This is a genomic window from Faecalicatena orotica, from assembly GCF_905197545.1.
Taxonomy (GTDB): domain Bacteria; phylum Bacillota; class Clostridia; order Lachnospirales; family Lachnospiraceae; genus Faecalicatena_A; species Faecalicatena_A orotica.
The window spans coordinates 52,554-67,569 of sequence record NZ_CAJJZH010000001.1 but is presented as its reverse complement, the minus strand read 5'-3'; the positions used below and the strand labels follow the sequence as shown (position 1 = coordinate 67,569).

The window sequence follows — 15,016 nt, the reverse complement described above, 5'->3', positions numbered from 1 at the left end:
ACTTACTCCTTTACAGCCCCGGCTGTCATTCCTTCCACGATGAATTTCTGCATGGCCGCAAACATAACTGCCGTAGGAAGGAGTGCCATCACACCGCCCGCCATGAGCAGGCCCCACTCGACGTTGTATTTTCCGATCAGGGTCTTCAGTCCTACCGGGATCGTCCACATTTCCGGCGTACTTATGAAAATAGATCCTGCAATCAATTCGTTCCACGCTCCGATAAAGCCAAATACGAATACGGAGACGATGCCGGGGAACATGATCGGAAATACAATTTTAAACAGAGACTGCATTTTTGTACATCCGTCCACCTTCGCCGCCTCCTCCAGTGTCACCGGAATCCGCTCGAAGAAGCTCCGCATCGTAATCACACAGAACGGCAGGTTCACGGTTACATAATAGATAAACAGCCCGATATGTGTGTTGATCAGACCCATTTTTGAGAAAATGATGTACAGCGGAATAATCACAAGGATTCCGGGTATCATCTGCGTAATCAGGAAAAAGAGGATGACTGCCTGCTTTCCATTGAACTTATATCGTGCCAGTGAGTATCCGCCCAGCATGGAGAAGACCGTCACAACCAGTGCCGAAGTCACCGATACCAAAAGACTGTTTTTTAATAGCACGCCGTAGTTAAACTGTTCAAATAAGTCCGTATAATTCTTCCATGTAAAATCCTTCGGGAAGAATGTCAGGTTATTGATGTCCAGAATTTCCCCGCTTGTCTTAAATGAAGTGATCACAATCCAGTAAATAGGCAGTACGACAAGTAAAAAGAAGAAAATCAGAACAAGAACACGTATAGTGCCGCCAATTGCATTTTTTGTCTTTCTGCTCATTAGAAATCACCTGCCTTATCATATTTGGTCGCTTTCAGAAATACCATTGCATAAACTCCCAGAATAATCATCAGTATCACGCCAAGTGCTGCTGCAAACCCGAAGTCATAAGAGCCGAACGCCTTTGAATACATATACGCGGGCAGAGTCTGTGATGTATTCGCTGGTCCGCCGTCTGTAATAATAACCACCAGGTCCAGCGAATTAAAGATCCAGATTGTCCTCAGCAGGATTGTCGTAATCAGCGTTGGTTTGATGTAGGGAAGCGTAATCTGGAAAAACTGCCTTACTGTCCCGCATCCGTCCACATCCGCCGCTTCATAGACATCTGTCGGGATCGACTGCAGAGCCGCGAGGATCATGATTGCAAAGAACGGGATTCCCATCCAGATCATCGCAATAATAACAACTGCAAGCGAAAATCCCGGTGTTCCCAGCCAGGCAATATTCTTGTCGATCAGTCCCAGTTTATCCAGAAGGTTATTTACAACGCCATATTCCCCGTTGAAAGACCAGCGGAAAATCAGACCAACCACAAATCCTGAAAAAGCCCACGGCAGAAATACAATTGACTGGTAGATGCCTCTTCCTTTGAACTGCTTCTTCAATGCTACTGCCAGAGTCATTCCAAGCAGAAACTGTCCCAGTACAGATACGATGACATAAATAAAGGAATTCTTTATGATCATCAAAGCGTCCGGATCCCCCATCAGCTTAGCAAAGTTATCAAGTCCATTGAAATGAATATCGTTTGGCGCTGTCAGTTTGTAATTTTGAAATGCCATGATAATACTGTTGATCAGCGGATATCCAAACAGCAGCAGCAAAATCACAAGAACAGGAAGTAAAAACAGCCAGGGTTCCATTTTCTTTTTCATGTAGATATCACTCTCCTTTATCTAGTTTTCAAAAAATGCGTGGCAGTTGTTCTGCCGATTGTAAAAATTCGCGGTATCCGGTATGAAATGGAAAAGGGGTTAATGCTTTTTTTCATTTTACATTAACCCCCTTCTCATCTTATCCTGCAATAACCTTTCCTGCTGTTTTTTTACTGCATTGTTTTCGGTGTTTCTATCGTAGATCCTTCATTATCAGCAAGGTACTGTTTCATTCTTGTTGTAAGTTCATCTCCGATATGAGTCAGGACGTCTTCAGCTGACTGCTGTCCAAGCAGATATTTCTGAAGTTCTGTGTGGAACATATCCTGATGAAGGTCTGTGTAATTGAAAGGACCATACATCGGCGGAACCGTAAAATTCGGATCATTTAATTCATCCAAAAATACTGCGTAAGGTCCGTCTTCCCCGTATGTTGCATCGTCTCCGACATCCTTCTTGATCGGAATCAGTCCGCCCATCTTGCAGTATTCAATGTTATTGTCAGCTCTCACAAGGAAATCAATCAGCTGCATGGACTCTTCCGGATATTCAGAGCTCTTTGCGATTGTATATGAGTAAGGGCTGCCCGCGGTATTCATCATCTTACCGTCAACAGTAGATACCGGCATCGGGAGGACTCCCCATTTGGAAGCATCCATCTTCTCTTCACATGCCTTTGCTACTTCAGAGTCATTGGAAATAGTTCCTGTAAGGCCGCCCGTAAAGTTATCCACCATCTCAACGAATCCCCAGTTAACAGAGTCTTCCGGTACATATCCGTCTTTATAGATTTCACACCACTTCTCGACTGCCTCTACACACTCCGGTGTATTCAGAATGAAATTCCCTTCTTCATCATATACATAGCCACCTGTAAAGGACTGCAGATATGCGAGCAGCGGGTCGAACGCGCCTCTTGCCCCGCGGAAGGAGTTTCCGTAACGCTTCTGGTCTTTGTCTGTTAATGCCTTGATCAGATCAAAATATGCATCATATGTCCAGTCATCCCCGGTCGGTATATCGTATCCGATCTCTTCCACCCAGTCTTTTCTGTAGAAGATACCCTTTACCATGAATCCGTCAGGAACGGAGTAAACATGTCCATATCTTTCTTTTTCCTGTGCCCAGTTGATTTTCCGAACTGCATCAACAAACTGGTCCCCGTTTTCTTCCACATAATCGTCAATCGGAATTACCCAGTCGGCCTCTGTAAACTGTCCCAGCCAGAGCGGGTGGGTCGTGATAACATCCGGTAATTGTCCGGAAGTACCGAGTACCGTCAGCTTGTCGGCTGCATCATCCCACGGAACGCTTTCGTACTTAACTGCCACTCCGGTCTCCTCTTCAAACTTGGCAAATGCATTCTCATAATACTTCTGCCTCTCCGGGCTCGGGCTTACATCAATAAAGCGCAGCGATGCTTTTCCGCCGTCCTTTGCCGAGTCTTTGGAGGAACCAGACTTCTTATCGGATGACCCGCATCCTGCCAGCAATCCGCCTACCATAACAGCTGCCAATGTTGCCGCTAAAATCCTTTTTTTCATAACTTCCTCTCCTTTTCTTTTTTCAAATCACAATACCAGATCATTTGAATTATTTAGTTACGCTTTTCCCTTAGCTGGTAACTGACCGCCACTCTCGTGAGGTATTTCCGGTCTGACCACTTATGCGATTATACTATCATTTGAAACTCCTCTTGTCAATATCTTTGTTATTTTTATACTTTTTATCTAATTTATCCACTCCTTTTTTGGTTATTTTTCACCAATTAACTTTTTGTTTTCACTTGACAATACTGTACGTTTTTTATATTCTTAGCTTAATAAACTTTTCCCTTATCTGATCTCAAGTCTATTCACTTATATGCTAAATCGTAACTGTTCAGTACAGGACTGTGCATTTACTGCACAGTCCGTACGAAAACGTAGAACAGCCAGAAGCAAGCCCCATCGCCAAAGGCGATTTTCATGGGCTTGCGGCGTAACTGTTCATGGTCCTGAACAGTTACGTTGAATCTTAAAATTTCACCTATACAGAAAGGAGTCAGGCAGTATACAGACGTATATTGCTTAAATCATGATGAGTAAAAAATACACGGCCACCAGGCGATGCTACTTAATAGACCATCACTCCCCCCAGCCACCTGACGTCACGCTGAACCATCTCGATATAAAAGAATATGAGGCATTTTTCGAAACTGCCGGTATCGACTCTCTCATGGTGTACTGCAAAGACCACTGGGGCGTCACTTATTACCCGAGTGAAGTGCCCGGGGCACAAAAGCATCTCGGAATTAAAGGTGACTGGATTAAAGAAATCAGTACACTTTTAAGAGAAAAAGGCATTGAATTTGTTGCCTACTACTGTATTGAATATGATGAAGGAGCCGCCAGGAGATTTCCGGAATGGCAGGTTAAGAAGGCGGACGGCTCCGCGCTGATCCGGGACGATGAATTTGCGAAATGGACACTCTGCTGCTGCCAGACCGGATACCGGGAATACTGTCTGAAACAGCTCGAAGAGATTGTAAGAAACTATGCCCCTGATTCTTTATTTCTGGATATTTTCGGGGCGTCCCTGTGCTACTGCGATCACTGCCGCACCAAATTTGCTTCCCTTTATCATTATCCTCTGCCGGAAACACAGGAGGAGATTCTGGAACATAAAACAGACATTGTAGAATTTCTGAATCAGAATGCGATGAGTTTTCTCGCCGAGCTGAAGCAGCGTGTAAAGGCCATTGATCCGTCACTTGCCATTACGATTAATTTTTCCTGCCATTATCCGCAGGAACTCCGGGATATGCTGGACTACCAGTTTTCAGAACCACTGCTGAAAGACAACTGGTTTTCCTCCGCCTATGCACGTGACACTGCTGTAGGGCAGTATCCGATCCTCGCTCCCGGCGAGGCCTCGCAGGTCTATAATTACAGCTCTGTCAATGAATACATATGTGACCTCTCCTCGATCGCCGCACAGGGCTGCCGAGTAGGCATGTACAGCGGTTCCCAGCACATCGACGGCACACTCGATTTTGAAGAGGCAAGAAGGCTTGGCGCCGTCTATACCGAACTAAAGAAGATGGAGCCCTATTTCAACGGGCGCACCCCTGTAAAGTGTGCCGGCATCGTGCAGAGCGACCTTTCTATGGCCGTCAATATCCCTTCGCTGGATGCAGACGCCATCCTGCGGATGAAGCACCACAATCCGCACCAGAATGCTGTCCTGGGTGCCATGCAGCTTTGTGAAAGGGCCAAAATCCCTTACGTGGTTCTTCCTGAACGCACACTGGACAAAGCGCTTCTCGAACAGTTTGACCTGCTCCTGCTGCCGGAAGTATTTGTCATAGAAAAAGAAACTGCCGAACTACTGGCTGATTACACAGAAAACGGCGGTACCCTGATCAGTTCCGGGCAAAGCGGGCTGTGGACGGCAGATTCCAGAAAGCTTCCTGCCTCCACGATTGCCAGAATCACAGGGACCGGCGAGTGTACCATACACACTGAATATGCTGCCAACCGCTGGGCCGCATATCTGAAGAATACCGGCACGGAAGACTTTTCGGGACTTTTGTCCTGTACAACGCCTCCGGTCAGTGAACACTTCATTGAAACAGTAACCGAAAAGAACGCCGAAACGCTCCTTACTTTCATACTGCCGTGTGTCGCGTGTGATTCCCGGCATTGGGTCAACTGGTGGAGTCCTCCGCCGGGGGCCGATTCCGTCTTTCCCGCCCTGATCCGGAAAACAGTCGGAAAAGGCAGTGCTTATTACATGGCCTTCGACTTCTTTACAATGGCCTCACTGGACAGCTTCCAGTATCCGCATGAGTTATTCAGTGATCTTTTAAAGCATGAAAAAATCACACCAGCGGTGCGCAATATAACAGAAACACCTGATATAATCCGCACAGCTTATTTTGAAACAGAGGACAGTTATATCATCCACCAGATCTCTATGGTTCCAAAACGTTTCCACGGAGACGCCTTCCCGGTCAGCGGAGGAACTCTGGAACTTGACCGCACAATTTCACAGGCTGAGCTTGTATACCCTGAATGTGCCACATTGGAACAGCATATGGAAAATAATAAAACAGTCATATCTCTGCCTGCTTTTTCACTACAACAGATAATTGTTTGTAAGAAATAGCAAAAGAACAGATGTGAGAATCTTATGATGAAAGGAAGTATGGATCATGAATAACCGAGAACGCCTTCAGGCGATTATGAATTACGAAAAACCGGACCGGATGCCCACCGTACATTTTGGCTTTACCCCGGAGGTCATCGAAAGATGGGTTCAGGAAGGGCACCTTGGCAAAGATATTCTGGATTTAGAAGAATACTCTTTTGAAGGAGAAGAAATTCTCTCACAAAAATTAGGATTTGATTTCGGGTGGCATGCCAGCCGTATAACTACCACCGAACTTTTCCCCTTCTTCGAGGAAAAATTCGTAGAACATCTGGATAATGGCTTCGATAAATATATCAACTGTGACGGAGTGTACATCCTCCAGCGTGCCGGGGCCAAGTCTATTCCCGCCGAGGTCGGGCACCTGCTGGAAGACAGAGAATCCTGGGAAAAATACTATTTACCGAAACTAACTTACACAGAAGAGCGTTTTTCCCAGTCAGAATTAAACCGTGTCATATCGGAACAAAAGAAGGGGAATCCCATCGGCCTCCACTGCGGCAGCCTTTGCGGGCGTATCAGGGACTATCTCGGAATTGTAGAATTCAGTTACATGATGGTAGACGATGAAGAACTTCTCGAAGAAATGTTTGATACCATCGGAGACCTCTGCCTGAAATCCGTAAAAAGGACTCTGGATACGGGCATCCGGTTCGATTACGCACATTTCTGGGAAGACGTCTGTTATAAAAACGGCCCCTTATTAGCCCCGGATGTATTCGAACAATACACCGCACGCCATTACAAAAAGATAACGGACCTGCTCATGGAATATGATGTCAGAACCATCAGCGTAGACTGTGACGGGCTGGTAGACTCCCTTCTCCCGATCTGGCTGAAAAACGGAGTCAATACAATGTTTCCAATCGAAGTCGGGACCTGGGATGCCAGCATAGCCCCCTGGCGCGAGAAATACGGGCGCCCCTTAAAAGGAATCGGCGGCATGCGCAAATCTGTGCTCTCCCAGGATTATGCAGCCATAGACGAAGAAATAAACAGGCTGAAACCGCTGGCCCGGCTGTCCGGCTACATCCCCTGTCCGGACCACCGGATTCCCGATGATGCAAAGTGGAAAAACGTACAATATTACTGCGAGAAAATCAAAAACATTCTGGATTAAGGTTACATTTCCAACAGGCCGGGCACGGGAAACACTCGTTCTCCCATGCCCGGCCTGCTCTTTACTTAATCTGTCCGTATATTTCCAGATCTAAAGCGACTATCTTATCAAACCTTTTCAATGCCTCTTCTACATTCCTCTCCTTCATCATCCGCACCATCTCCAGATGATATGGAAATGTCTGAAGCAAAATTGGTAAATAATCAAAATCTTTGTCTTCGAAATACCCATACAGGTCATTATCAAAGGTTTCATACATCTCGATCATATTGCAGACCAGATTAGCCAGTTCCTGATTCCCGTAACTCTCACTTATGCTGCGGTGGAACTGGTGGTCCATTTCCTTAGGCATGATCCCTTTCGCCGCTACCGCATCCATCTGTACAGCCATATCTTCCAATTCTTTCAGCTTTTCTTCGGATATATTGGGAATCGCTTTCTCAAGACTGTATCTCTCCAACACAGTCTTAATCTCAAATAGTTCCAAAAAATTCTTTAAAGCAAGATTAATGCTCAACTGCCTTCCCTCTACATAATCAGTGACAAATGTCCCTTTTCCCACTTCCACACGGACAATCCCCTGATTCTCCAGTTCCCGGATCGCTTCACGCAGGGACGGGCGGCTGACCTTCCAGTCCGCCGCCAGCTTACGTTCCCCCGGCAGTCTGTCCCCCGGACTTAAGTGCTCTTCTTTTATGTATTGGTATATTCTATCTGATAGCTTAGAATATAATAATCTTTTTCTTCCTGTATCTCTACCGTACTCCATAATACTCCTAACCGGTCTGACCGCTTTTTATTTGATTATAAGGTCAGCCGCGTGCTTAGTCAAGTCTTATATGGAAATTAATCGTCCACGCATTTCGAGTACTGTTTATTATGCCGCGAAGGTACAATTAAAAACCTCTCACACCATCGGTTTCCCAACGGTATAAGAGGTTTCCATCACATATCAGTCAGATAAATCCGCCGATTATGCATTCTTTTTCGTAATTGCAGCCTGAGCAGCAGCCAGTCTTGCAATCGGTACACGGAATGGTGAGCAGGATACATAATCCAGACCAAGTGTGTTGCAGAATTCTACAGAACTTGGATCTCCACCGTGCTCGCCGCAGATTCCGATGTGCAGGTTCGGGTTAACCGGTTTTCCTAATTTGATTGACATTTCCATTAACTTGCCGACACCTGTCTGGTCAAGCTTAGCAAATGGGTCGTTCTCGAAGATCTTTGCATCATAGTAAGCATCTAAGAACTTACCTGCATCATCACGTGAGAATCCGTATGCCATCTGTGTCAGGTCATTTGTTCCGAAGCAGAAGAAATCAGCTTCTTTAGCAATCTCATCAGCTGTAAGGGCAGCTCTCGGGATCTCGATCATAGTACCAACTTCGTACTTCAGGTCGCTTCCTGCTGCTGCGATTTCAGCGTCTGCTGTCTCAACAACAAATTTCTTTACATACTTTAACTCTTTGATATCACCAACCAATGGGATCATGATTTCCGGGCAAACGTTCCAGTCAGGATGTGCCTTCTGTACGTTGATAGCTGCACGGATAACAGCCTTTGTCTGCATCTTTGCAATCTCTGGGTAAGTAACTGCAAGACGGCATCCACGGTGTCCCATCATCGGGTTGAACTCATGAAGAGAATCAATGATTGTCTTAATCTCTTCTACAGTCTTGCCCTGGGCATCAGCCAGTTTCTTAATGTCTTCTTCCTCTGTAGGAACGAATTCATGAAGCGGCGGATCTAAGAAACGGATTGTAACCGGGTTTCCTTCCAGAGCTTCAAATAAACCTTCAAAGTCTCCCTGCTGTACTGGAAGAATCTTCTCAAGTGCTGCTTCTCTTTCTTCTACTGTATCTGAGCAGATCATCTCACGGAATGCATCGATTCTGTCGCCCTCGAAGAACATATGCTCTGTACGGCAGAGTCCGATACCTTCTGCTCCCAGTTCACGAGCTTTCTTAGCATCTGCAGGTGTATCTGCATTTGTGCGGACTTTCATGGTTCTGTACTTGTCAGCCCATCCCATGATTCTTCCGAATTCACCGGCGATTGTAGCATCAACTGTCGGGATTAATCCGTCATAGATATTACCTGTGGAACCATCCAGAGAGATTGCATCTCCTTCATGGTATTCTTTTCCTGCAAGTGTAAACTTCTTGTTAGCCTCGTCCATAGCGATGTCACCGCATCCGGATACACAGCATGTACCCATACCACGTGCAACAACGGCAGCGTGAGATGTCATACCTCCACGTACTGTCAGGATACCCTGGGCAGCCTTCATACCTTCGATATCTTCCGGAGATGTCTCAAGACGTACAAGTACGACTTTCTCTCCTCTTGCAGCCCATGCCTTAGCATCGTCAGCTGTGAAGACAATCTTACCGCATGCAGCTCCTGGTGAAGCTCCTAAAGCCTTTGCAACAGGTGTTGCAGCCTTCAGTGCAGCAGCGTCAAACTGTGGGTGAAGCAGTGTATCTAAGTTTCTAGGATCGATCATTGCAACAGCTTTTTCTTCTGTGATCATTCCTTCATCAACCAAATCACAAGCAATCTTCAGGGCAGCCTGAGCTGTTCTCTTACCATTACGTGTCTGCAGCATGTACAGTTTTCTATCCTCGATTGTAAACTCCATATCCTGCATGTCTCTGTAGTGGTCTTCCAGTTTATCACAAATTGCTACGAACTGATCATAAACTTCCGGCATAACTTCATGTAACTGGGAAATCTTCTGAGGTGTACGAACTCCGGCAACAACGTCCTCGCCCTGAGCGTTCATCAGGAATTCTCCCATGAGCTTCTTCTCTCCTGTTGCAGGGTCACGTGTAAATGCAACACCTGTTCCTGAAGTATCACCCATGTTACCAAATGCCATCATCTGTACGTTAACAGCTGTTCCCCATGAATACGGGATATCATTGTCACGACGGTAAACGTTAGCTCTCGGGTTGTCCCATGAACGGAATACAGCCTTAATAGCGCCCATTAACTGTTCCTTCGGATCAGTCGGGAACTCTTCGCCTAACATCTTCTTGTATTCATCTTTGAACTGTCCTGCCAGAACCTGAAGGTCCTCTGCTGTCAGGTCAACGTCCTGTGTAACACCTTTTTCTTCTTTCATCTTGTCGATGAGTTCTTCGAAGTATTTCTTACCAACTTCCATAACTACGTCTGAATACATCTGGATGAATCTTCTGTAGCAGTCCCAAGCCCAGCGTGGATTGCCGGATTTAGCAGCCAGTACTTCAACTACTTCTTCATTTAAACCAAGATTCAGGATTGTGTCCATCATTCCCGGCATGGAAGCTCTTGCTCCGGAACGAACAGAAACAAGAAGCGGATTCTCTTTATCACCGAATTTCTTTCCGGTAACTTCTTCCATCTTTGTGATGGATTCCATGATCTGATCCATGATCTCGTCATTGATCTTTTCACCATCTTCATAGTACTGAGTACAAGCTTCAGTTGTGATTGTGAATCCCTGTGGTACCGGAAGACCTAAATTCGTCATCTCAGCAAGATTGGAACCCTTACCACCAAGCAGGTTTCTCATGGTCGCGTTACCTTCTGTAAACATATAAACCCATTTTGCCATGTCTTAATGACCTCCTAAAAATATTTTTTACAAATAATATTGCACTAAGTCGCATATAATATTTTAATGGTTTTATTTAGGCTCGTCAAGCACTTTGTACGGAATTTTGACCAATCTTTAGCAAGATTTTTTGTTTAAAATACCCTTTTCCGACAAGCCCGATTTTTTATTTGGAATTATTCACAATTTTATTTCACATAATATCAAAAAACTAGGCAAACTCCCTTATATGAAGGAATTTGCCTTGTGTACAAAAAAAGGACATCACAGCAGGCGGGCTCATTTTGCTAGAGTGTATTTGATAAATCATATATATGGCTGATTGTCCTACTTTGCGAGATATTTGAGCCAAATTTTTGAAGGGTAGTGGTTCTACGTTGATAAAATTTGGCTCAAATAGGTCGTGAAGCGGGGCGGTCAGACGTGTACAATGAATTATCAAACACACTCTAAGCCTCTTTCAGAAATGCCAGATATCCTTTTAGTGATTCGTAGATATCGGCCTTACTGGATACTTCCCACGGAGCATGCATGCTCAGAACCGGAATACCGCAGTCAATCACATCCATCCCGTAATCTGCCATCAGATAGGCGATGGTTCCTCCGCCCCCTCTGTCTACCGCCCCCAGCTCCGCTGTCTGCATGACAACCTGGTATTTCTCCATGATCCGCCTTAAGTCCGCTATAAATTCAGGATTTGCATCGTTTCCCCCTGATTTCCCCCCACTTCCAGAATATTTATTGAATACAAGCCCGTTTGCAAGATATGCGCTGTTCTTCTTTTCGAAATATTCCTCAAACATCGGGTCATAGGCCGCGCTGACATCTGAGGAAAGCATTTTGGAATTGGAAAGGCAGCGGCGCAGCTTCAGTTCTGAATAATCACCGCCCAGTTCCATTATTTCCGCAAGGGTGTTCTCGAAAAAATGGGAACGCATTCCGGTTGCCCCGGTGCTTCCAATCTCTTCTTTATCAACCAGCAGACAGCAGGACGTACGTTTCGCCATTTTCTGCTCAAGCAGTGCAAGCAGCGAGGTAAAGGCACAGCTCCTGTCATCCTGCCCGTACGCCAGTATCATGCTCCTGTCAAAACCGCAGTCCCTGGCTTTTCCGGCAGGCACGATTTCTAATTCTGCTGATATAAAATCCTCTTCCCTGATGTGGTACTCTTCCCGCAGAAACCTTAATATTGTCCTCTTCACCAGTTCATTCTCTTCAGCGGTTTCCTCTCCGTCAACAATCTCCAGATGCTTTTTCCCAAGCGCCTTCTTTTCTATGCCCTTCCCGGCCGGCAGGTTCCCAATCAGAAGGTCCATCTTCTCTGCATCAATGAACTCTTTGACCTTCTTTTCATTTTGCTCCTTTCCCAGATGGGGCAGGAGATCTGTTATGACGAAAACCGGATCCTTTTCTCTTTCCCCAATTTTGATTTCTGCCTTTGTCCCGTCTTTTCTGACCACAACACCATGAATAGCCAGCGGGAGTGCCATCCACTGATATTTTTTAACACCCCCGTAGTAATGTGTGTCCAGATAGGCATTTCCATGACTTTCGTACAGCGGAACTTGCTTTACATCAATCCTCGGCGAATCAATATGCGCCCCCAGAATATTCATCCCCTTCTCCAAAGGTTCCGCACCTATCTGAAAAAGTACAACAGCCTTGTCCATGTGGCAGGCATATACTCTGTCGCCCGGTTTCAGCGTCTCCTTCGCTTCCTGTATCGTCTTAAGGTCCCTGTATCCCTGGGCCCTTGCAAGTTTAATAGCCGCAGCGGCACATTCCCGTTCTGTTTTGCTGCAGTCCAGAAAATGGCAGTATGCGTGGCAGATATCTTCCACCCGTCTGCGTTCTTCCTCACTATAGTAGTTCCATGCATTTTTTCTTTCCATATAGTTCTCCCTTTCTCCAGACACTTTTTCACATTTATCATGCTTGAGGCACATAACACCAGCAGGATAAAAACATATCAGCACATTAATCAGACATCCGGATTCTCTTTGATTATTATGGAGGATTTTGGGAAAACTATACCTTACTTCTGGGAACAAAAAAACGGCTGGTCAGCCGTTTCTTTGTTTTTTAGTGTATTGAGTTTCATACATGTTTCTGATTTTATACCTTTTTACTTAACGCATATCAGTCAGAAATGCGCAGTATGCTCTGTATGCTTCGTATACATCGGCTTTGCTTGCAATTTCCCAAGGTGCGTGCATACACAATACAGCAACACCGCCGTCGATTACTTCCATTCCAAACTGCGCCAGAATATAAGCAATTGTACCGCCGCCACCGACATCTATTTTTCCCATTTCCGTCATCTGGAAAGCTACCTGATTGTCGTCAAATACTTTTCTCAGCTTCGCAATATACTCCGCATTTGCATCATTAGAACCACTCTTTCCCCTGGAACCTGTATGCTTCTTGACTACAATCCCTTTTCCAAAGAAAGATGATGATTTCTTGTCATAGGCATCAGCGTACATCGGATCATAAGCTGCCCCTACATCTGAAGAAATCATAGCAGAATTAGCAAGCGCATGGCGCAGCTTCAGTTCTGAGAAACATCCCATTTTATCCATAAGATCGGCTACTGCATTCTCAAAAAATCTGGAATGCATACCAGTTGCACCTACACTTCCTATTTCCTCTTTATCCACAAGTATACAGCAGGAAGTACGCTCCACATTTTCTGTTTTTAACATTGCCGCCAGAGAAGTGTATGCACATACCCTGTCGTCCTGCCCGTAAGCCATGATCATACTTCTGTCAAGACCGCAGTCCCTTGCCTTTCCGGCCGGAACAATCTCCAGCTCCGCTGACATGAGATCTTCCTTTTCTATGGCATATGTATCTTTCAGGAGCTTCAGGATCTGCGCCGCTGCCGCATCCTTCTCCTCTCCCGCAAGAGGCCTGCTGCCGATCAGGATATCCAGATTCTCACCTTCAACCACCGTAGCGGCGTTCTTCTCCATCTGCTTTCCAGAAAGATGAATCAGAAGGTCGGTCACAACAAAAACCGGGTCCTCTTCCTTCTCACCAATCGCAACCTCAACCTTCGTACCGTCCTTTCGCACAACAACTCCATGAATGGCCAGTGGAATCGTAACCCACTGATATTTCTTGATTCCACCATAATAATGAGTATCAAAATAAGCAAATCCACTCTCTTCATAAAGCGGGTTCTGCTTCAGATCCATCCTCGGAGAATCCACATGCGCACCGAGAATGTTCATGCCATCCTCCAAAGGCTCCTCCCCAATGTTGAAAAGAGCAATTGATTTTCCCATCCAAGCGGCATAAACCTTATCACCTGTCCTTAACACTTCAGCCGCTGCCAGATCCCTGTATCCCGCAGCCTCTGCCTGCCTGATAACCTCCGACACACACTCCCTTTCCGTTTTGCCTGCATCCAGAAACAATTTGTACGCAGACGACAGAGAATCAAGCTCTGCCAATTGATTGTTGTTGTAAACTTCCCATAAATTCTTATCCATCATACCCTCCTTGGGGACGTAATATTTTTAAGGTTTGCTACGTCCCAAATTGCATTTAATGGTGTACCAAAATGAAATTTACCCTGTCCCTTTTTGGTAATCACTTAGCCATTATACTCTTTTTTATGTAATTATACAATTTATCCGCTTTTTTTTGTGAAATATTTAAAGAACTTTTCAGACTTTGCATGTACTTTTCTCTTAAGACTTTATCTTCTAGAATCTCAACATCTTCCTTTACTTTTTCGGCTTCTGCCATAGCACTAAGTATGGTAGATGCAGCACTCTTCATCTGCATTTCTACATCGGCAGCTATATCCTGATATGTATAGGTATCCTGCATTTTATGAAAATCTAGGAAGTTATCAAAATTATCAAATCGATTTTCCCACATTGTGATTACGCTTTCGTGTATAACTACAGCCTTTTTCTGTTGAAATTCTTTCATACTGCTGAATTTGTAAGTACATACGTCTTTTGCCATTTTCGCTTTCACTGGGTTCATGTGGATATATCTAACGCAATTCCATAAATACTGCATTGTTTCAATACATTCACTTCCAAACCTGTTTTGAAATACATGGCCATTTCTCCCATGTTTATAATTATAATAGGCAGCATATTCAGCTAATACCTTTGCCATAAAAAGCGATAAAATGTTCAGTTCTGAACGGATAATTATATGGATATGGTTCGACATGATGCAATATGCATATATCTTTACATCATATTTTCCCAGATGTTTTAACAGAATTTTCTTGAAATAATAGCGTTCCCTGATTTGATTAAAGATTTGTTCTTTATTTATTCCTTTAGCAGTCACATGATAAATATCTGTGCTGCTTTTTCTACGTCTCTTTGTCGGCACACATTCACCCGTC

Annotated in this window: 10 protein-coding genes; 2 read left to right on the top strand and 8 right to left on the bottom strand. The window is 44.9% G+C overall.

The genetic code is table 11. The features are described 5' to 3' along the window. Positions 1-2: 2 nt before the first annotated feature. The 3 genes from ABIN22_RS00275 to ABIN22_RS00265 form a co-directional block, all read right to left on the bottom strand. Positions 3-845, bottom strand: coding sequence for a carbohydrate ABC transporter permease (locus ABIN22_RS00275; RefSeq protein ID WP_109733655.1), 843 nt, complete (start codon positions 843-845; stop codon positions 3-5). Further along, a complete protein-coding gene (locus ABIN22_RS00270) occupies positions 845-1,723 on the bottom strand; it encodes a carbohydrate ABC transporter permease (RefSeq protein WP_109733654.1) in 879 nt (292 codons plus the stop codon). The genes ABIN22_RS00275 and ABIN22_RS00270 overlap by 1 nt, the downstream gene beginning before the upstream one ends. A 170-nt stretch (positions 1,724-1,893) precedes the next feature. After that, positions 1,894-3,267 (bottom strand): ABC transporter substrate-binding protein, encoded by a 1,374-nt coding sequence (locus ABIN22_RS00265; protein ID WP_346906033.1) that lies wholly within the window; start codon positions 3,265-3,267, stop codon positions 1,894-1,896. A gap of 532 nt (positions 3,268-3,799) precedes the next feature. On the opposite strand from ABIN22_RS00265, the gene ABIN22_RS00260 reads away from it, so the two are divergent. Further along, a complete protein-coding gene (locus ABIN22_RS00260) occupies positions 3,800-5,872 on the top strand; it encodes an alpha-L-fucosidase (protein WP_346906032.1) in 2,073 nt (690 codons plus the stop codon). A 46-nt stretch (positions 5,873-5,918) separates the two neighbouring features. Beyond that, positions 5,919-7,034, top strand: a complete 1,116-nt coding sequence (locus ABIN22_RS00255; RefSeq protein WP_346906031.1) for a uroporphyrinogen decarboxylase/cobalamine-independent methonine synthase family protein — start codon at positions 5,919-5,921, stop codon at positions 7,032-7,034. 61 nt (positions 7,035-7,095) lie between these two features. Here the strand turns inward: ABIN22_RS00255 and ABIN22_RS00250 are convergent, their stop codons facing one another. From ABIN22_RS00250 to ABIN22_RS00230, 5 genes are all read right to left on the bottom strand, one after another. Next, a complete protein-coding gene (locus ABIN22_RS00250; protein WP_109733651.1) occupies positions 7,096-7,803 on the bottom strand; it encodes a FadR/GntR family transcriptional regulator in 708 nt (235 codons plus the stop codon). Between the two features lie 204 nt (positions 7,804-8,007). Beyond that, entirely contained in the window at positions 8,008-10,638 is a 2,631-nt protein-coding gene (ppdK, locus tag ABIN22_RS00245; protein ID WP_118620550.1) for a pyruvate, phosphate dikinase, read from the bottom strand. 449 nt (positions 10,639-11,087) lie between these two features. Further along, the gene (locus tag ABIN22_RS00240; protein ID WP_109733639.1) at positions 11,088-12,530 is read right to left on the bottom strand and encodes an aminopeptidase; all 1,443 of its coding nucleotides are present in this window, start codon (positions 12,528-12,530) and stop codon (positions 11,088-11,090) included. A gap of 237 nt (positions 12,531-12,767) precedes the next feature. Then, on the bottom strand, positions 12,768-14,138 hold the full coding sequence (locus ABIN22_RS00235; protein ID WP_346906030.1) for an aminopeptidase: 1,371 nt from the start codon (positions 14,136-14,138) through the stop codon (positions 12,768-12,770). 97 nt (positions 14,139-14,235) lie between these two features. Then, on the bottom strand, positions 14,236-15,003 hold the full coding sequence (locus ABIN22_RS00230; protein ID WP_346906029.1) for a transposase: 768 nt from the start codon (positions 15,001-15,003) through the stop codon (positions 14,236-14,238). Between the last annotated feature and the right edge of the window lie 13 nt (positions 15,004-15,016).